Consider the following 19,571-nt stretch of genomic DNA (forward strand, 5'->3'; position numbering starts at 1 on the left):
ACCTATACCTATACCTATACCTATACCTATACCTATACCTATACCTATACCTATACCTGTCGTTACGTCAAAATCTGGCGCTGGATGCTTATATAAATTATTTAAACACAACTGCTTCAGTCATACAGGTAAGCTTTAAACGCAATGGAGTACAGTTAAACCTGGGATTAGATCTGGCAGGTATAAACAACAAAACGGCAGCCCCACCAAAGTGAAGCTGCCGTTTTCTATCCCAACTATACCTTGTTAGGGGTACAAGCGATTATTCATGGTAGTTAAGGATGCGGTGACCGCCTTCCATCAGGTAAGTGTCACGCTTGAAGAGCTCGATGTCGTTCTGCATCATGTCCTTCACGAGAGCAGGCAGGTCGTACTTCGGCGTCCAGCCCAGCTTCTCCTTCGATTTGGTGGCATCGCCGATCAGCAACTCCACCTCCGTCGGACGGAAGTAGTTCGGGTCTACGCACACCACCTCTTTGCCGATCTCGATCTGGTACTCCGGGTTGTTGCAGGCGGCTACGTAGCCTTTCTCGTCCACGCCCTCGCCCTTGAACTCGATCTCGATGCCCACCTCGGCAAATGACATCTTCACAAAGTCGCGCACCGTAGTCGTAACGCCTGTGGCGATCACAAAGTCCTCCGGCTCGTCCTGCTGCAGAATGCGCCACATGGCTTCTACATAGTCTTTGGCATGGCCCCAGTCACGCTTGGCGTCCAGGTTACCCAGGTACAGGCCATCCTGTAGGCCCATGGCTATACGGGCAGCGGCGCGGGTGATCTTGCGCGTCACGAACGTTTCACCTCTCAGCGGTGATTCGTGGTTGAAGAGGATACCGTTGCAGGCGAACATGCCATAAGCCTCGCGATAGTTTACTGTGATCCAGTAAGCGTAGAGTTTGGCAACAGCGTAAGGAGAGCGCGGGTAGAACGGCGTGGTCTCCGTCTGCGGCACAGCCTGCACCAGACCGTACAGTTCTGAAGTGGAGGCTTGGTATACCTTCGTCTTTTTCGTCAGCCCCAGGATGCGAATGGCTTCCAGGATGCGGAGTGTGCCCAGTCCGTCGGCGTTGGCCGTGTACTCCGGCGTGTCAAAGCTCACCTTCACGTGGCTCATGGCGGCCAGGTTGTAGATCTCATCCGGCTGCGTCTCCTGTATGATGCGGATCAGGTTGGTGGAGTCGGTCAGGTCGCCGTAGTGCAGCTTGAAGTTGATGTTCTTCTCGTGCGGGTCCTGGTATAGGTGGTCGATGCGTTCGGTGTTGAACATCGAGCTACGGCGCTTCACACCGTGTACTTTATATCCTTTGCTAAGTAAAAGCTCCGCTAAGTATGCGCCGTCCTGTCCGGTTACGCCAGTGATAAGGGCTGTCTTCATGTGATATACTTGTTTAATGTAATTCTCTTTTTATGGTTGAATATAAGGTATGACTAAGCAGTCACGTATTTTTCTTTGAAATCGGCATAGGCCAGTGCTATACCTTCACGTAATTCTATTTTGTGTTTGAAACCAAGGCTGTGCAGTTTGCTCACATCCATGAGTTTGCGCGGCGTGCCATCCGGTTTGGAAGTATCAAACTCCAGTTCGCCTTCATAGCCGATCACGTCTTTGATCAGCAGGGCTAAATCTTTGATGGAGATATCCTCCCCTGTACCAATATTTACAAGCTCACGACCGTCGTAATTGTCCATCAGGTATACGCAGGCGGCAGCCAGATCATCCGCAAACAGGAACTCACGTTTCGGACTCCCTGTGCCCCATACGGTAACAGTGGGTGCACCGTTGTCTTTCGCCTCATGTATTTTTCGGATAAGGGCCGGCAGCACATGCGAATTGTTCAGGTCGTAGTTGTCGTTGTAGCCGTAAAGGTTGGTCGGCATCACGCTGATAAAATTGCTGTTGTACTGGTCGCGGTAGGATTCGCAAAGCTTGATGCCCGCTATTTTGGCAATGGCGTAGGGCTCGTTTGTCTGCTCCAGCGGTCCGGTGAGCAGGTATTCTTCCTTGAGGGGCTGCGGGGCCATTTTCGGGTAGATGCAGGAAGATCCCAGGAACATTAGCTTCTTCACACCCGACACATGGGCAGCGTGGATGATGTTGGCCTCGATCATCAGGTTGTCATACAGGAACTCTGCCCGGAAGGTGTTGTTGGCATGGATCCCCCCAACCTTGGCAGCGGCCAGAAACACGTAGTCCGGCTTCTCGTTTTCAAAAAACTCATGCACGGCCTGTTGGTTACGCAGGTCCAGTTCAGAAGAGGTTCTGGTGATAATGTTAGTATACCCATCGGCCTCCAAACGGCGCAGAATGGCAGAGCCTACCATGCCCCGGTGGCCAGCAATGTAGATTTTAGAAGTTTTTTCCATCGATAAAAAAGTACAAATGTGTGCAGTTGAAGCACGCTGGACTTACCAGTTATATTGTTAAACGTCACGGATCAGAATTGTGCGTTCTGATTGCAGGATAATTACTTAAATGCACCATAGGCACTTGCTCGTAACATATATCCCATGACGCAGCTTACGCCAAAGTTGACTGCATTGTTTGGCTCAATGCAAATAATATTAAAAAAGTTTGATATAAACTTATGTAACAGCAGTGCAAATACTGCACTTGCTGTTATGAACAGGCCGCTTTGCTAAAAATCAACCTGTAGACCGTTGGTGATGGCGTAGATAAATTTCGTAACCGGAACGATGGGTCTGTCCTCGTAGGTAAAATTGAAGTTGGTGCGCATCGACACACGTCCGACCAATCGCACCGTCAGACCCAGATCACCGCTGATACGGTTACGGAAGCGGCTGATATCATCGTCATAACCTGTCTGCAAATAGGCTATGTTGTTCGTTTCCACATGCTCAGATAACTTGGAGCGCAGACTGATGTAATTAGTAGATTTAAGCAGATCAGCCACCCGGGTAACGCCTTCCTGCTCGGGATCTTTCCAGCTCTCGTGCTCGTGCATCAGGCCTGTTCCCGCAAACCAGGAAGTGTTGTCTGTACGATAAAGCAGCCAGCGCAGCCCGCCACCTGTTAGAATACGCCGTTCCAGGCCACGGGCCAAGTCCGTCTGATACTGGGTGAAAAGCTCGTAAGACATCTTACGGCGGCTAAACAGGTTCGCCCTGAAATGCGAGTAGCCATTGCTGGCGACTGTGTTGCGCAATTCACGTGAGTCGTAGTTTACAAGCAAGTAATTATAGTAGTTCAGGAACATGTAGGTATGCTGCTTGGATATATACGCCAGGTCCCCGTTAAAAGTCAACTGCAGAAAGTTATTGGGGTTGTCACGCCCTGCGTTGCGGTTGTACATCGAAAAATTAAGTCCCGCCTTGCCTGTCAGGAAATTAGCCGTATCACGTTGGACCCTTGACCTTTCGATGTTTAGAATCTGGGCTTTCGCATCAGGAATTGCATAAAGAATGGAGATCAAAAGAAGAGAAAGTACAACAGGTAATACGCGCATAATTGAGGCTCTTGGAATGAAAAGATATACCTACAAAGGTATAAAGCCAGGGGGAGCAATGAAAATCAGGCGGACATCCATAACATTTGAAGCATCTGCCGTTTTATAATATAAGGAGTTCACACCTCCGCTAACACGTTCACCTCTAAGCACCAAACATATGGCAAGAAGTTCAGCACAACTGGTGGCGGCTATTCGCCAGACAGCAGACCGACTGGCACAAGGCGCCAACTACCAATGGGGACACATGGGCAGCTGCAATTGCGGCCACCTGGCCCAGACCATTACCCAGTTCGAAAAGGGTTACATACATGGAGCCGCCATGTGGCGACATGGCGACTGGAGCGTACAACTGCGCGACTACTGTCCCCAAAGCGGCATGCCCATAGATGAGATCATCGACCAGATGCTTTCCTGGGGACTCACTAAAGATGATTTGACCCACCTGGAGCGACTCTCTGATGCTAAAGTAACCGAAGCGCTGCCGCCTGACAGACGCTACTTGAAACATAACGAGCGAGACGATGTGGTGCTATACCTGAACACCTGGGCCGACCTGCTCGAGTTGGATTTACTACCGGTACCGACCAAACAAGGTATAGCCACTGAAGCCGTGTCAGGTATAAAGGTATAGAAATGGCTTTGTGCCTTTGCGGGATATTTCGCAGTTTTGGCAAATATACCTTATACCATGCAGCAACAAGCCATTATCGACGCAACCGCAGACTATGTAAGAGAACAACTGGAGGGCGAAGGCTCCGGCCATGACTGGTGGCACATCTACCGGGTCTGGAAAAACGCCCTCTATATTGCCTCACAGGAAAATGGAGCCGATACTTTTAAAGTAGAGCTGGCGGCACTGTTGCACGACATAGGCGATCATAAGTTTCATAACGGCGACGACACTGTAGGGCCGCGCATGGTGCGGGAATGGCTTGATAAGATGCAGGTAAATAATGACCTGATTGCGGAGATCTGTGCCATTGTCAGTGGGCTGTCTTACAAAGGAGCCGGCACCTCCTCTGCAATGCCTACACTCGAAGGGCGCATTGTGCAGGATGCAGACCGACTTGATGCCATTGGCGCTATAGGTATAGCCCGCACTTTTGCCTACGGCGGTCATAAAGGACGCGAACTGTACAACCCGGCTATAGCCCCTGTGCTTCACGATAATTTTGAAGCTTACAAGTCCAACTCAGCGCCCACCATCAACCATTTCTACGAAAAGCTGCTTCTCCTGAAAGACCGGATGCATACCCCGACTGCCCGTGCCATGGCCGAAAAGCGCCACCGCTACATGGAGGGTTTTCTGACCCAGTTTTATGCGGAGTGGAATGCTACCGAGCATTTAGAAAGCTCCTGAAAACTAAAAAGGTTAGCATCTGGTTTGAAATGCTAAAAAAACATACCTTTACTGTATGGAGATATTGGTAGGTATAGCGGCATTTCTGGCTGGACTCGTGGTAGCCTATCTGGCTATGAGGGGTAAAATAAGCGCACTGCAGGATAAGTTTAACCAGGCAGTGGTAGCACAGGGCGTTCTGGAGGGCCAGGCCCGACACCAGGCACAGGAAGCTGAAGCACTGAAAAACCAGCTGCGGGATGCCCAAACAGAAATTATAGAGCTGACCAATGCGCTGACCAAGACGGAAACAGACTATGAACACCTGCACCAGCGCATGCACGAGCAGGCGAGGGAACTGGAGCAATTGCGTGAAAAATTCCTGCAGCAGTTCCAGCACATCTCCAACCAGGTGCTCATGACCAATGCCGAGCATTTCAATAAGGCTTCCTCCGAAAACCTGGAACGAATCCTCACACCACTTAAAGAACGCATCCGTGAGTTTGAGGCCAAAGTAGATCTTACCTACGAGAAGACACTAAAGGATAGCATTTCGCTGAAAGAACAGATCACTCAGTTGTCGGCCCTGAACCAACAAATGAGTCAGGATGCGCTCAACCTGACGAAAGCCCTGAAAGGCGAAAGTAAAACGCAGGGCAACTGGGGCGAATACCTGCTGGAGAGCCTCCTCGAAAAATCTGGTCTGCGCAAAGGCGTGCACTACGAACGCGAAGAGGTGCGGCAGAATGACGATCAGAAGGTATACCGGCCCGATGTGATTGTGCGCCTGCCTGACTCCAAACACCTGGTGATAGACTCAAAGCTTTCGCTGGTTGCTTACGAAGCCTACTGTAGTTGCGATGATGAGGCGCAGTTGGAGACTTACCTGCGCAGTCACATCAGTTCTATCCGGACACACTATACTGATCTGGGACGCAAAAACTACCACCGCCTGAGCGGCATAAATTCTCCGGATTTTGTGCTGATGTACATCCCCATTGAGCCGGCCTTTAATCTGGCACTGCAGCATGACCAAAACATTTTTACAGATGCCTTTGACAAGAACATTGTGCTGGTGACCACCTCTACCCTACTAGCTACGCTGCGCACTGTGGCTGGCGTATGGCGACAGGAAGACCAGAAAAGAAATGTACTGAAGATTGCAGAAGAAAGCGGGAAGCTTTACGACAAGTTTGTGGGCTTTGTGGAAGACTTAAAAACAGTAGGCCGCCACCTGGAGCAAAGTCAAAGCGCCTACAACGGGGCCATGAACAAATTAACCGAAGGTAAAGGTAACCTGATACGAAGAGTGGAGATACTGCGGGAGTTAGGAGCCAAAACAAGCAAACACCTGGACGAGCACCTCCTGCAGGAAGCCATTGCTACTCCAGGTGATGACAATGAATAAAAATAAGGAAAGCAGTGGGCAGGTCATCTACAGGCCTGCCCACTGCTTTGTTGATACGAAGGATCAATTAGTAATTTGCCTCAAGAGCAGGAACATCCACCAGGATAAAAGTGGCATCTGCAGTCCCCCGGATGGCAATCACCTCCTGCTCATCAAGCCTGATCTGGTCATGGCTGTCAGCTTCGACATTATTGACAAGCAGGCTTCCTGTCAGCACATATATCAACGTTCTGCGGATCTTGAATGTTCTGAAAGTTATTTCTTCACCCTGCGATACGCTGCCATAGTACACTGTGGAATTGGAATTGATGTAAGCAACATCTTCCAGCACCTTCTGCCCTGTCACCAAAGGGATAAGCTCATCCTTTGCCTTTAAAAACCCTACATCCATCACTTCATAGGAAGGTGCAAGTCCACGTTTGTTTGGCATAAACCATAGTTGCAGTAAGTGGATCTCATCGTCTGTCTCATTTGTTTCAGAGTGGCTCACACCTGTACCGGCAGTCATACGCTGTACCTGGCCCGGAGACACGGTTTTCTCATTTCCAATGTTGTCCTTATGAGTCAGCTCGCCCGAAAGCACAATGGTCACAATCTCTAGCTCAGAGTGGGGATGGGTAGGAAAACCCGAGCGTGGTTTTACATAGTCATCATTGAAGACGCGAAGTGGGCCGAACTCCATGTTTTCCGGATCGTAATAATCTGCGAAAGAGAAGAGATAGTGGGAACGGAGCCAGCCCTCCACCTGGGCCTCATATCTTTGGGAAGCGGTAATTAATCGTATCATATCTCGCTTTTGTTTTATGCTATGCCTTTACGGATAATGGCGTTTGTAGTTAACTGGTCGCATAAAACAGGGCTAAAACAGCGCATCCTGCCCTATCAGAGGCAGGATGCGCTGTTTATACAATACTTAGGGTGCTGTTAAAATATTAAGCTTTCTTCAGTTTAAGCATCTCTTTCTGGAGATCAAGCACAATGGATGACAGCTTGTCAAGCGATATATCAGCAATTGGGAAAGTAGAGCTGATATAAGATTTGGCTTCCCATATCTCCACCACATCATCAACTGGCAGCTCGTAAGGAGAATAGAGCGGGTTGTCAGAGTGCAGGCGCAAGGTGGCAGCCTCTTTCACTTTATTATAAACCCGCTTGAATACAACCCCCTCTTTACCACTGACAATGATGCAGGGAGTTCCATCTTTCAGCGTACTCCAATCCTCTACATACCGCCCAACAATGACGGTACCGGAAGCCAGAGGCAGCATGGAGTCACCACTGATCTCGAAGGCACGGTAAGTACCACCACTGCCCAGGGTAGGAAGGCGGAAACGGGGCAATTCCTCAATAAACTCAGGATCGGCATACCCATTAAGGTATCCGGCGCTTGCCTTATAAGGAACCAGCTCTATATTTTCGCGATCTTCCTGATCGACCGTAATGGCTAAAACCCGCAGTTTACCGCCACCGGCCTGACCTGCTTCAGGTTTATAGGCCGGATCAGACAGGTCAGCAGTAATGAGTTCGTCAAGGGAAACCTCAAAAAGACGCGCAACATTGACCAGCGTGCTTAGCTTCGGCTCCGCCCTTCCCTCCTCGTACGCTCCCACCAACGAACGCTTGATCTCTAATTTCTCGGCAAGCTGTGCCTGGGTATAACCGGCCTGCTTGCGAAGGTGTCTTATATTCGATGTTACCTTTTCCACTCTTATTCTTTGTTCGTGTCCTGATAATACTAGAGCACTCTGGGTGCTGGCATGTAAACATACTAAATATATACGTATTATACTAATTTTATTAGCAAATAATTGATCTGTATTTCAGTGATATTTACAAAAACCTATATACATAGGTATAATGCAATTATAGTAATGCATAATCATTTAAATCATCTTGATAGAACCCATCAATAGTTCAATTAAAATTTATTTATCAAAAAGTTTGCAATCTTACTTTTTATCCAATTATCTTTCGTGAAAAGTAACCCCAAACGCGTATTATATGATTAAAATCTACTAAACCTTCACATCCTGCAGATCTCTTTGTGAGAACCACATCTTCAAGAATCCACATTTGAAAATGTAGACAGGAATACTACGCCCTACTAAATCTGTTGCCTGCATAAAATTTTTACAATTTTATCGCATCCTTAAACTTTTCAAATACTCGTGTTGTTACGAGGCATTGTGAAAAATTTAATTCAATAATTTACCCAATCCAACCAAACTTATATGATGAACAATTCTACACTATTCAAGGCGTTGTCAGGTTTAGCTCTGGCGTCAGTATTCACCCTCTCAAGCTGTCAGAAAGAGGACTTCATGGAAGAGCAGTTTCAGACTGATTCTGTTCAAATCGATACACAACATGGACAGGCTATACCTGGCCAGTACATTGTGGTATTTAAAAATGGAGGAAACAACTTAAGCGCAACCGGTGTAAGTGCCATGACCATAGCCGGCCGTACCGCAACTGTAGCCCTGCGTGAACGACTGCTGCTTACAACGGGCATTGAACGTGAAGCTATACAGCAAACTTTTGAAGGAAATGTAAACGGTTTTGCCGCCCGACTTACTAAAAATCAGTTAGATCAGTTGCGCAAAAACCCAGAAGTAGCCTATGTTGAGCAAGACCGTATCATTATGCTTGCAAAGCCTGGTACTGACAATACAACTGTGAAAGGTAACAGCGGTAAAACCAAAGATGGTAGCACTGATACCAACACAAAAGGCAATGGCAACAGTAAGAAAAACACAACCGAGCCTGCTCCGTCTGAGCCTACTCCAACGGAGCCAACGCCAACTGAACCCGCTCCAACAGAGCCAACTCCTACAGAACCTGCACCTACTGAGCCGACTCCGACAGAGCCAAGCCCAGAACCAGAGCCTGAGCAGCCAACCAGCAGCCCGTATGCTAAAATAACTCCTCTTCCAGGTGAAACACTGCCTTGGCACATTGCCATGAATGGCTACGGCGACGGCACCGGCAAAACGGTGTGGGTAATTGACTCAGGTATAGACACCGATCACCCTGACCTGAATGTAGACTTCCAGCGCAGTACGTCACTTATTTATGGTGATGCTTCTATTGAAGACGGCTTCGGTCATGGTACGTATGTATCCGGTATCATCGCCGCCAAAAACAATGGTACTGGCATGGTGGGCGTAGCTGCAAATGCAAATGTTGTAGCCCTGCGCGTGTTTGATAACACAGGATATGGTACTGTGTCACGAGCCATCAGTGCCGTAAACTATGTAATCAACATGGCTAAGCCTGGTGATGTGGTAAACATGAGCCTGGGTGCAGGTATCTCCAGCACACTTGACAATGCCGTAACTACTGCAGCTGGCAGAGGCATTCTGTTTGCTATCGCAGCTGGCAACAGCGCTGTTGACTGCTCTTTAAATTCTCCGGCCCGTGTGAATGCCCCAGGTGTTTACACAGTGTCTGCAATGGATCGCTACCAGAACTTCTGGTCAAGCTCCAACTATGGCGCCCCTGTTGATTATACAGCACCTGGTGTGAGTGTAACTTCTACCCGCATTGGTGGTGGTATCGGTAGTGTCGGAAGCGGCACTTCCTATGCTGCGCCTCACGTGGCTGGTATCCTGTTGCTTCGTGGCGAGGTGTTCTCACAGGGAATCGTAAACGGTGACAAAGACAGCTGGCCAGATCCAATTGCTTCTGTGGAGTAATCCATACTCTTTATTACTATAAAAAAGAAGGCCGTCCAGATTTGGACGGCCTTTATTTTGTTGACTATACCTGCAAACTACCAGGCGTACTGCATTTTGTGCATGGCCAGCGAAAGCCGGATCTTAAAGTACTCATAGCGTTCCTCCAGGTGTTCATACAAATCCTTCAGTTTGGCATCTTTGCCAAGCCTCTCAATCGCTTCGACGATAGCCTCGTATTCTCGCTTCGAAACAAAATCGTGCACAGGCACATCGTAACCCTGTTCCAGCAAAGTAGCCAGGTGCGAATAGATAGTGACAGGATTCAGGTTCCGGCGCCTGGCTATCTCTTCCGGACTTAACCCCTGCTGATAAGCCTCCCAGGTAACCAGGTGCGTGGCACCTTTGATCGCGCTACCCTTTGCCTGCTCTTCTGTCAGAAAGGCGATGATCTCATTGATAAAATTATGCCCGTAGCGCTCGAGCTTCTGAGCACCGACCCCACTGATCGCCAACATCGCGATGCGATTCGCTGGCTTTTCCGCTGCCATTTCCTGCAGTGTACTATCCGTAAATACAACGTAAGGAGGCACATTCTGCTCATCTGCCAGGCGCTTTCGCAAAGCACGCAGTCGCTCGAACAGCGCATCCTTGATAATTTCTCTTTTCGGTTTTTCTCTCTGTAAGGTTTCTGTCTGTTGCTTAGCGTCCTCAAACTTAACCAGTTCAATCTTGCGGCCATCAAAGAGTACTTGCCTGCTTTGCTCCGTCAACTTCAAGGTGTAATTCTGATCATAGGCAAGCTCTACCAAGCCTGCATTGAGCATCTGGTGCAGATAACGGTGCCAGTCCAAGGTGCCAATGTCACGTCCGGCACCATATGTTTTGATGCGGTCGTAGCCGCCTGCCATTACCTGGCTATTGCGTGAACCGCGCAATACATCCACCAGGAGACTCATGTTGAGCTTTTCCTGCGAGCGTGCAATGGCAGATAATGCTTTCTGTGCAATTAAAGTCCCGTCAAATCGGCTAGGTGGATTACGGCAGATATCACAATTGCCACAATCCTTGCTCATCTGCTCCCCGAAGTATTGCAGCAAAATACGTCTTCTGCAGAAGGTGGCTTCAGCAAATTGCTGCATACGCTCCAGCTTAACGAGTTGCAACTCATTCTGCGACTTGTCATTATCTGACAGCATGGTGCGCAAATTCATCACATCGGCAAAACTGTAGAACAGGAGTGCGTCTGACTTCGCACCATCGCGTCCTGCCCGCCCAATCTCCTGGTAATAGCCTTCTACATTTTTAGGCAAGTTGTAATGAATCACCCAGCGAACATTCGATTTGTCTATCCCCATGCCAAATGCGATGGTAGCGCAAACGATCTGCACGTCATCCCGCAAAAAGGACTCCTGTGCTTTTGATCGCTGTTGGGCACTCATGCCCGCATGGTAAAACGTAGCGTTGAAGCCATTTTCGCGCAGCTTGCCCGCCAGGCTTTCGGTCGCTTTGCGGCTCAGGCAATAGATGATGCCTGGCTGGCCTTGCCGGCGCGAGAGGAAATCTGTGATCTTATTGAATCTGTTCTGACCGGGCAGCACCGACAAGTTTATGTTAGGTCGGTCAAAGGAAGACAGGAAAACCTCAGGCTGTCGCAGCTGGAGCTGCTCCTGAATATCTTTCTGGGTTAGCTTATCAGCTGTAGCGGTCAGCGCTACTACAGGTATAGCCGGAAACTGCTGCTTGAGGGCGCGAAGTTGGGTATACTCTGGCCTGAAGTCATGTCCCCATGCTGAAATACAGTGCGCCTCATCAACTGCGAAAAGGGACACCTGCAGTCTTTTCAGAAACGAGAAAAAGCCAGCGGAAAGTAATTTTTCCGGAGAAACATATAGCAACTTGATCTGACCTGCCAGGCTTTTCTCTTCAATCTGGTACTGTTCATCTGCTGTCTGGGAGCTGTTCAGGTAGGCGGCAGGTATACCGTTTGCCAGTAGCGCTTCCACCTGGTCTTTCATCAGGGCGATCAGGGGAGAAACTACTACGCACAGACCGGGCATCACCACGGCAGGCACCTGGTAACAGACAGACTTTCCGCCGCCGGTTGGCATAAGCACCACTACGTCTTTCTGCTGCAGAATATTCGTGATGATCTGCTCCTGCATGGGCCTGAACTGCTCATAGCCAAAATACAGTTTTAATGCCTCACGTGCTTCTCTTATACCTAAACTCATGCTCTGTAGAAAGTGTAACGATACGAAATAGAATTGCTGTACTAAACCCAAAGTTAACCATAATCGGTGTGAAATAGGTTCCTGTTTTGGTTGTGCTTACCCAATAAATAAACAATGACTTTTTGCAGCCGTACTTTAATTAGAGTATAAACCTTATAACCTGTAAACTATGAAATCAGAGAGAACCAATGAATTAGAGCATGTGCTCATAAAATGTATCACTGCCTGTGAAGCCTGCGCAACTGCCTGTCTGCAGGAAGATAATGTAAAAATGATGGTGCGCTGCATCATGCTGGACCGCGACTGCGCCGACATCTGTACCCTCACGGCCCGCTTTGTAGCCCGTGACTCGGCCCATGCCAAGCACGTTATGAAAGAGTGTATCGAGATCTGCCGCCTGTGCGAAGAGGAGTGCCGCAAACATGACCACGACCATTGCCAGAAATGTGCTGACGCCTGCCGTGAGTGTGCTGACGCCTGCGAAGCCTGGATGACCCGGTAAAAACAAACACGTTAAAAACAAAAGAGCCCCTGATTTGCACCAGGGGCTCTTCTGTTTTTGGTGGTTTCCCATGCTAGAAAATCAAATCCAACAAAGCTTCGATCAATGATAGCACCAAACTGAAGATAAGGGCCCATAGAAATCCATCCACATCAAAGCCTCCCACAAGGGAATCGGCTAACAGGATGATCAGCGCATTGATGACCAGCAGGAACAAACCGAGTGTCAGCACAGTCACAGGTATCGTCAGGATAACCAGGATCGGGCGAACGACGGCATTGAGCAAGGCCAGTACAACAGCCAAAATCAAAGCCGACCCGAAACCGGCAATCTGCACGCCAGGCAGTATGTACGCTGCCAAAAGAGCGGCTACACCGGTTAATAAAATCTTAATAATGATTCCCATTTCGTTTCGATATATAGTGATAGTATATTATTCCTATCACGCTATACGGCAAAGCGGGAATAAAGGTAAGCCTACTGTACCTCCAGGCGTTTTTGGGAAACAGCCATCCAGTTGCAGAGCTTGTAAAGCAAACGGGCACCGACATTGCCATTCCACTCACTGTCGCCCGGCGCTACTTCGCACAGGTCAAAACCGATGATCTCGCGGCCTGAACGCACCAGCGCTTTGATCAGGTATACAGCTTCTTCAAACTCCAGACCGCCAGGCACAGGTGTGCCTGTGGCAGGACAAAGTTTCGGGTCCAGCCCGTCGATGTCAAAGCTGATGTATACCTTTTGAGGAAGCTGGGCAATAATCTTTTTACACTCTTTCTTCCAGCTGTCGCCCTCGTACATGTTTTCCTTCAGCACGCTGTCGTAGAAGATGGCAACCCTACCGTTCGACTGGTTAGCCAACTCCGCTTCTGACTGTGCCAGGTCACGTATTCCTACCTGTACCAGTTTTTTAACCTGCGGCAGTTGCAGGGCGTTGAACATGATGGAGGCATGCGAATACCTAAAACCTTCATAAGCATCACGTAAATCGGCATGTGCATCTATCTGCAATATACCGTACTCTTCGTGACGATCGGCCAGTGCGTGCATCAGCCCGAGTGGGGTGCTGTGGTCGCCTCCTACTACACCAACCAGTTTACCCTGGTCCAGGTAATTATGTGCTTTTGACTTCAGCCACTGCAGTAGCTCCTCTCCCTTCTCAGTAACTTCAGCTGGCAGGTTCTCAAACTCTGACCTGTCTGATTCCGGGCTACCTTCTTCCAGCCAGTTGATGTAGTTTTCGGCTCTCTGGCGCAGATTCTCACTTACAGCAGCCCAATCCTCTGAAATATCCTCCATCGCTATACCCAATTTCCAGGCATCCTTGATGGCAGGTTCGAAAAGATCCAACTGTGGAGAGGCCTCCTTTATGGCCTGTGGCCCAGCTGCCGTACCGGCGCTGTAAGAAACGGTCACTTCCCAAGGCACAGGTATAAGCACAACCTCCGACTCCTCTACTGTAAAGGGCAAACCAAAAAGGCCACCGTTCACATCGCCTACGCCGTTAGGGTCAAACGCTGCGATTTTTTGCTGCTTGCTATTAGTTGGTTGGTTCTGCTGAGTACTCATCAGTTACGTTTTCTGGTTTTGTGTTTAAAAGCTCCTTCACAAAGTTCGGAAGGGCAAAGGCAGCCGTATGCACAGCTTCATTGTAATATTTAAGACCTTCTTTCTGGGAGAAAGCTGCAGCTGCCTCTTTATCGAATTGCAATGGATTCGCATTGCCTTTCGCTGAATAAGAGAAGCTCCAGGTGCCTGTCGGGTAGGTAGGTATAGCCGCCAGGTAACAGTGTACTTTCTCCTGTCCGAATATCTGCTTGTAGGTGTCGTAGATCTCTACAAACACAGCGGAGTTGAAGCGTGGGGACTCGCTTTGCGTGATCATTACACCGTCTTTTGTCAGACAACGGTATACCTCCTGGTAAAATTCGGCTGTGAACAGACCTTCTCCCGGACCAACCGGATCAGCTGAGTCTACGATGATAAGGTCGTAATGCTCGTCGGCACATTCTTTAATGTACTTGATACCATCTGCTACCAGCAGGTTCAGGCGCGGGTTGTCAAACGCTACGGCCGTTTCAGGAAGGTGCAGTTTGCAGGCTTCGATCACCAGTTCGTCGATCTCAACAAGCGTCACCTCTTCCAGCTGCTCGTGGCGCAGGAGCTCGCGTACCGTACCACCGTCGCCTCCACCGATCACCAGGGCACGCTTGGCTGAGCGGTTGCTGAACATCGGCACATGCGTGATCATCTCATGGTATACATACTCATCTTTCTGCGTGCACATTACCATGCCGTCCAGCGTCAGCATGTTGCCGTAAGCAAGCGTTTCATATATTTCTACACGCTGGTATTCAGAATCTTTCTTATAGAGCTGGTTGCCTGTGTGCTTCAAAGAAAGCGCAATGTTCTCATCGCGCTCCGTGAACCAGACATCCCTCGTAATAGAGCCATCTGCTTCAATCGTCTTAGCGGTAGCATCACGTAGGGTCTCCAGGTTGAAGTCGTTACGCTTCAGCAGACTTAGCTGGCCACGGCGTAGCTCCATAGACGAGCCATGGCCCGACTGGAATGCTTCTTTCAGATAGGTATAAGAAACCCATGGGTCAACAGAGTCGCCACAGGTGAAAAGGTCTACGGCTGCGTAGCCATACTCAGGCCAGGTATGGATGGCCAGGTGGCTTTCCTGAATTACCACCACACCTGATACGCCATAAGGCGAGAAGTGATGGAAAGTACTGTTGATGACAGTGGCTCCGGCTGTTTCAGCTGCGGCAACCATGCTGTTTTCGATGTGCATCACATCGTTCATCAGTTCAGGAGAGCAATCGTAAAATTCAACTAAAATGTGTCTTCCTAAGGCGTTCATTAATTGACTGTGTGGTTTCAAATAAATAAAAATGCAAAAAAACGAAAACTGACGCTATATTCAAACAAGACATTCCAATTAGACTTTACGCATCAGGCATTCAATAGGGTCAATAATAAGTTAGGGGTAGCTTAAAAAGGTAACGAGCTATACCTGGTGGGATAAACCAGACAGGTATAGCTCGTCAGATATTTTATTTTATAAACTTTTGATCAGGTATACCTATACCTTAAAAGTTCTGATGATTTCAAGCATTTTAAGCAGGGTGCTGGTGTCGAAGAACAAAAGCAGAGGCAGTTCCACGTCTTTTGAATTGTGCTGAAACTTGGTGATGACAGTGAACACGAGCGGCTGAAAAAGTGGGTGTTGCACCAGGATATCTTTCAGTGAGTTAGCTATATGGTTTTTAGGTGCTTTGGGTGGCGAGCCGTAGATGTTGCTCTTGAGGATATTGGCAAGCTGGGTGACCAAAGCGCCTGTGATGATGTTGCTGATCTCGAGTAAAAGGGACTCCTGCATCACATTCAGTTCGCCTTTCTGCACATTCAGCATACTCAGGCAGACACTGGAGAGCAGGCTGATATGCTCTTCTGAGAAGAGCATGAGCGTAGCTCCGTTAAAATCACCTTTTATATCAGACTGAATTATAAAATGAGTGTCTTCATATTTAGCGATGAGCGAAATAAGGTCCTTTACTTCAATCAGCTGCACATCAGGCACCTTCAGCATGACCTTATCTTTGGCGATCACAGCGAAAGAATCGGCAGCTCGGGCCAGCCCTATATTCAGGATCTCTTTGATAATGTCCTTTTCCAACTCGGTTACATGCGTATCCATCATGTTCGTCGTGTTATTAGTTCTGTTATCCATCGCCTCATTTCCTCATCTTCTATTCACAAAGTATCTGGTTATGGCAGGCACATCCAGTACCAGGCATACTTTGCCTGTACCAAGCAGTGTGACACCACCATATAAATCTATGCTATCCAGCGGCTTGCTTAGTGGTTTTACCACAATGTCCTGCTGCCGGTAAAGTTTGTCCACGATCAGTCCGAGTTTTCGGTTGTTGTACGAAACAATGATGATGTTCTGCACCTGGCCTTTCAAGCGTGTTTTGTCTCCCAAACGCATTTGGTTTTCCTGCACATTCAGGAGCTCGTCCAGGTATACAACAGTCACTGTTTCTCCTTTGATATCAGCAACGAGTACCTCACCTACTTCATGGAGTTCGTCTTTGTCTAATGCAACTACCGAGTCCGTGTGGATCAGCGGGATGGCGTAGAAAATACTGTCTATCTCAAACAAAAGAGCACCCTTCACTGCAATGGAGGTTGGTAATTGCAGTATAAAGCTGGTCCCCTTGCCTTTCTCTGATTCTATACGGATGCGGCCGCCTATTGAATCGATTGCGTTTTTCACCACATCCAATCCCACGCCCCGGCCTGAATATTCTGTCACTTCCTTGGCGAGTGAGAAGCCCGGCTCAAACAAAAAAGAATATACCTCTGAATCTGGGAGGTTTTCGGCCACATCAGCTGGTACCAACTGCTGGGCCACTGCTGCTTTCTTCACCTTCCCGATGTCTATACCTTTCCCATCGTCAGTAAGCGTAATCACCACACTTTCGCGGTCACTGCGGGCTGAGAGTTGCAATAATCCGGCTTTGGGCTTATCTGCTTTCACACGCTGCTCAGGCTTTTCAATGCCATGTGTGATGGCGTTGCGCACCAGGTGCAGCAATGAGTCTGTCATGATCTGCAGAATGTTACGGTCAATCTGAATATCCTGCCCGCTCAGCTCCAGGTCAATCTCTTTTTTCTCGGCAGTCGCGATGTCACGCACTACCCTCGGAAATTTATTGAATAAAGTGCCGATGCTTACCAGGCGAGCATCCATCACACTGTACTGCAGATCCTCTGTAATACGATATAGGTGAGAACCCACCGTCTTAAGTTCATCACTATCCAGCTCGCGGCTTAGCGAGAGGATGCGGTCACGGTCAATGATCAACTCCCCCACCAGGTTCATGAGATGATCCAGCTTCTTTACCTGAATATAGATCAGGTCGGACAGTGTGAGGTTGCGGGAGGTGCTGAACTTCTGCACCTTAGCCAACTCTACGGTGCTATCCGAAAGGCTGTCGACAATAATGTCCAGGTTACGGATCAGCACCGGATCAATCTCTACCTGCCGTTCGCTGTCAATGCCCTTGATCAGTTCTCCGAGCAGGTCGATGCCGTCAAAAAGAACCCCTACCACTTCATCGCTGAAGCTCAGTTCCTTATTGCGAATGAGGCCAAAGGCTGTCTCGAGCTTGTGGGATACATCCGAGATCTGCAGGTAGCCGATCGCCTTTGCATTCGCCTTCAGGTTATGCAGCATACGGAATATCTCCGCCAGCACCTGATCGTCCTGCGGTCTTTTTTCCAGTTCGCTGATGAGCCTGTTAAGGGCGTCGAAGTATTCCAGCGCTTCTGCTATAAATATCTCTTTATACTCCTGCTCTCTCGATTTCATGAATTCACGTCAGTTGTACTGACTTGCTGCTGTTCTGCTGCCACATACCGGTTCAGGTACTGAGCAATTTTTGACAAAGGCAGCACTTTGTCCGTATTTCCACTTTCTATAGCAGATTTTGCCATTCCAAAAATGGCTGATGAAGCCTCGTCCTGCGCTATGACATGCCCTCCTTTTCGAAGTGCGATGGCTTTGGCCCCTGCTGTGCCGTCTTTTCCCATACCTGTCAGGATCACTCCGATCACGCGCCGCACGCCACTCTGCGCCACCGCCTGCATCAGTTTGTCCACTGAAGGCAGATCATGCGCTGCGCCATTGTCATCACTAAAACCTATTTTCAGACTGGAGGCGTTTCCCATGACTGTGTGTACAATCATGTTCCTGCCACCAGGGGCTATTATTACTTTACCTGGCTTAGGTATAAGTCCAGTGCGGCCTTCGATCACGGTTAGTTCGGTCATGCCCTTGAGCCTGCGTGAGTAGCTGTGCGTAAACTTCGGCGGCAGGTGTATGGCAACCAAAACAGACGCTTTGAGTCTCGGGTCTAGCTGCCGGATGATCTGCTCCACTGCCTGTGTTCCTCCTGTCGAAGCTCCGATCACGATGATGGTGTCGGCTGTTACATTCCGGGAATCCTTTTGAGCTGTCAGCGGGAAAATCTGCATCTCCTCTCCCAGCATACTCAATCGTTTTTGAGGATCCCAGTATTCAGAATTACGCACTGCTGACACCTTCCTGCAGATCTCTTCTGCCATTGTTCTGTAAGCAGGTCTTGCCGGAGGGCCAGGTTTCAGGATGACACTATAAACGCCCAGGTCTATCGCATCTTTAAGAAGCTCAAGGCTTAGCTGCTCTTTCTCCACCAACATCACGATCGGTGTAGGGCATTCGCTGAAAACCTGCTTAAAGACGAGCAGTTGTTCGTTTTTCCGTAGATCTACTGAAGCCAGTATTACATCCACCTTTTGGCGTCGCAATGATTCCAGCACTTGTGCTCCATTAGAAGCAAGGCCTGTTACTTCCAGATCTGGCGAACCGCTCAGAATGCTTTCCAGCACCAGGCGGGCATGGCTTGAGCTGTCAGCAACCAGCACCTTTAGCTTGCTTTCCTGTCCTTTCAAAGTACGATTCCTTTCCTACTACCAACAATGAGTACTTTATAAGTCAGAATAGCGCTATTCGCCCAGCGCTTTCTTCACTACTTCCAGCACCCTCTCTTCCGAGAAAGGCTTTACGATGTAAGAGAGTGCCCCATACTCCAGCGCCTCATTCACGATCACTTCCTGCCCTACAGCACTCACAATCACGATTTTCATATCCGGCTGCTCTGCTTTTATGCCCTTCAGCACATCAAGCCCCGTATTGTCTGGCAGGATCACATCGAGGGTTATCAGGTCAGGATTGGTTTCTTTCGCCAGCTCAAGTGCTGTCTGCCCATTGGGCGCCTCCCCAACAATCTCGTAACCTGCATCTGTGAGCATGTTTTTGAGCATTGTGCGCATGTAGAAGGAGTCATCTACAATCAGAATTCTTTTCATACTTTAAAGTATAGCTTCAATTT

At 48.8% G+C, this 19,571-nt stretch carries 18 protein-coding genes; 5 read left to right on the forward strand and 13 right to left on the reverse strand.

Going from position 1 to position 19,571, the window contains the following annotated elements; all coding sequences use genetic code 11:
- Nucleotides 1–262: 262 nt before the first annotated feature.
- The 3 genes from gmd to AC5FXQ_RS04380 all read right to left on the reverse strand — a co-directional run bounded on the left by gmd (nucleotide 263) and on the right by AC5FXQ_RS04380 (nucleotide 3,464).
- Nucleotides 263–1,375 carry a GDP-mannose 4,6-dehydratase gene (gene gmd, locus AC5FXQ_RS04370; protein WP_196115001.1) on the reverse strand — a complete coding sequence of 371 codons (1,113 nt, stop codon included), beginning with the start codon at nucleotides 1,373–1,375 and terminating at the stop codon, nucleotides 263–265.
- Between the two features lie 53 nt (nucleotides 1,376–1,428).
- Nucleotides 1,429–2,382 carry a GDP-L-fucose synthase gene (gene fcl / locus AC5FXQ_RS04375; RefSeq protein ID WP_493601794.1) on the reverse strand — a complete coding sequence of 318 codons (954 nt, stop codon included), beginning with the start codon at nucleotides 2,380–2,382 and terminating at the stop codon, nucleotides 1,429–1,431.
- 254 nt (nucleotides 2,383–2,636) lie between these two features.
- Nucleotides 2,637–3,464, reverse strand: coding sequence for a DUF481 domain-containing protein (locus AC5FXQ_RS04380; protein ID WP_493601274.1), 828 nt, complete (start codon nucleotides 3,462–3,464; stop codon nucleotides 2,637–2,639).
- A 160-nt stretch (nucleotides 3,465–3,624) separates the two neighbouring features.
- Between AC5FXQ_RS04380 and AC5FXQ_RS04385 the strand changes: the two genes are divergently transcribed.
- From AC5FXQ_RS04385 to AC5FXQ_RS04395, 3 genes are read left to right on the forward strand one after another with little or no spacing between them, the layout of a single operon-like run.
- A complete protein-coding gene (locus tag AC5FXQ_RS04385; RefSeq protein ID WP_493601275.1) occupies nucleotides 3,625–4,098 on the forward strand; it encodes a hypothetical protein in 474 nt (157 codons plus the stop codon).
- Between the two features lie 57 nt (nucleotides 4,099–4,155).
- The gene (locus AC5FXQ_RS04390; RefSeq protein WP_493601276.1) at nucleotides 4,156–4,827 is read left to right on the forward strand and encodes an HD domain-containing protein; all 672 of its coding nucleotides are present in this window, start codon (nucleotides 4,156–4,158) and stop codon (nucleotides 4,825–4,827) included.
- A 55-nt stretch (nucleotides 4,828–4,882) separates the two neighbouring features.
- The gene (locus tag AC5FXQ_RS04395) at nucleotides 4,883–6,214 is read left to right on the forward strand and encodes a DNA recombination protein RmuC (protein WP_493601277.1); all 1,332 of its coding nucleotides are present in this window, start codon (nucleotides 4,883–4,885) and stop codon (nucleotides 6,212–6,214) included.
- A 67-nt stretch (nucleotides 6,215–6,281) separates the two neighbouring features.
- Here AC5FXQ_RS04395 and AC5FXQ_RS04400 read toward each other — a convergent pair whose 3' ends face one another.
- Together AC5FXQ_RS04400 and AC5FXQ_RS04405 are read right to left on the reverse strand one after the other, a co-directional pair.
- The gene (locus tag AC5FXQ_RS04400; protein WP_493601278.1) at nucleotides 6,282–7,001 is read right to left on the reverse strand and encodes a pirin family protein; all 720 of its coding nucleotides are present in this window, start codon (nucleotides 6,999–7,001) and stop codon (nucleotides 6,282–6,284) included.
- Between the two features lie 145 nt (nucleotides 7,002–7,146).
- Complete coding sequence (locus AC5FXQ_RS04405) at nucleotides 7,147–7,920, reverse strand: XRE family transcriptional regulator (RefSeq protein ID WP_493601279.1); 774 nt, start codon at nucleotides 7,918–7,920, stop codon at nucleotides 7,147–7,149.
- A gap of 525 nt (nucleotides 7,921–8,445) precedes the next feature.
- Between AC5FXQ_RS04405 and AC5FXQ_RS04410 the strand changes: the two genes are divergently transcribed.
- The gene (locus AC5FXQ_RS04410; protein WP_493601280.1) at nucleotides 8,446–9,909 is read left to right on the forward strand and encodes a S8 family serine peptidase; all 1,464 of its coding nucleotides are present in this window, start codon (nucleotides 8,446–8,448) and stop codon (nucleotides 9,907–9,909) included.
- A gap of 77 nt (nucleotides 9,910–9,986) precedes the next feature.
- On the opposite strand, the gene recQ is transcribed toward AC5FXQ_RS04410, so the two are convergent.
- Nucleotides 9,987–12,122 carry a DNA helicase RecQ gene (recQ, locus tag AC5FXQ_RS04415; RefSeq protein WP_493601281.1) on the reverse strand — a complete coding sequence of 712 codons (2,136 nt, stop codon included), beginning with the start codon at nucleotides 12,120–12,122 and terminating at the stop codon, nucleotides 9,987–9,989.
- A gap of 169 nt (nucleotides 12,123–12,291) precedes the next feature.
- Here recQ and AC5FXQ_RS04420 point away from each other — a divergent pair, with 169 nt between their 5' ends.
- The gene (locus AC5FXQ_RS04420) at nucleotides 12,292–12,624 is read left to right on the forward strand and encodes a four-helix bundle copper-binding protein (RefSeq protein WP_493601282.1); all 333 of its coding nucleotides are present in this window, start codon (nucleotides 12,292–12,294) and stop codon (nucleotides 12,622–12,624) included.
- Nucleotides 12,625–12,697: 73 nt separating this feature from the next.
- Here AC5FXQ_RS04420 and AC5FXQ_RS04425 read toward each other — a convergent pair whose 3' ends face one another.
- The 7 genes from AC5FXQ_RS04425 to AC5FXQ_RS04455 form a co-directional block, all read right to left on the reverse strand.
- Nucleotides 12,698–13,030, reverse strand: a complete 333-nt coding sequence (locus tag AC5FXQ_RS04425) for a phage holin family protein (RefSeq protein WP_493601283.1) — start codon at nucleotides 13,028–13,030, stop codon at nucleotides 12,698–12,700.
- A 71-nt stretch (nucleotides 13,031–13,101) separates the two neighbouring features.
- Nucleotides 13,102–14,193: an agmatinase family protein gene (locus AC5FXQ_RS04430; RefSeq protein ID WP_493601284.1), complete on the reverse strand. Its 1,092-nt coding sequence runs from the start codon at nucleotides 14,191–14,193 to the stop codon at nucleotides 13,102–13,104.
- On the reverse strand, nucleotides 14,165–15,493 hold the full coding sequence (gene speE, locus AC5FXQ_RS04435) for a polyamine aminopropyltransferase (protein ID WP_493601285.1): 1,329 nt from the start codon (nucleotides 15,491–15,493) through the stop codon (nucleotides 14,165–14,167). Before speE ends, AC5FXQ_RS04430 begins: the two co-directional genes overlap by 29 nt.
- A 222-nt stretch (nucleotides 15,494–15,715) precedes the next feature.
- Nucleotides 15,716–16,363: a chemotaxis protein CheC gene (locus AC5FXQ_RS04440; protein WP_493601286.1), complete on the reverse strand. Its 648-nt coding sequence runs from the start codon at nucleotides 16,361–16,363 to the stop codon at nucleotides 15,716–15,718.
- A gap of 12 nt (nucleotides 16,364–16,375) precedes the next feature.
- Complete coding sequence (locus tag AC5FXQ_RS04445; RefSeq protein WP_493601287.1) at nucleotides 16,376–18,010, reverse strand: chemotaxis protein CheA; 1,635 nt, start codon at nucleotides 18,008–18,010, stop codon at nucleotides 16,376–16,378.
- The gene (locus AC5FXQ_RS04450) at nucleotides 18,007–19,131 is read right to left on the reverse strand and encodes a chemotaxis protein CheB (protein ID WP_493601288.1); all 1,125 of its coding nucleotides are present in this window, start codon (nucleotides 19,129–19,131) and stop codon (nucleotides 18,007–18,009) included. The genes AC5FXQ_RS04445 and AC5FXQ_RS04450 overlap by 4 nt, the downstream gene beginning before the upstream one ends.
- Before the next feature lie 54 nt (nucleotides 19,132–19,185).
- Entirely contained in the window at nucleotides 19,186–19,548 is a 363-nt protein-coding gene (locus AC5FXQ_RS04455) for a response regulator (protein WP_493601289.1), read from the reverse strand.
- Nucleotides 19,549–19,571: the final 23 nt, after the last annotated feature.

It is taken from the genome of Pontibacter sp. LHS1 (genome assembly GCF_058932855.1).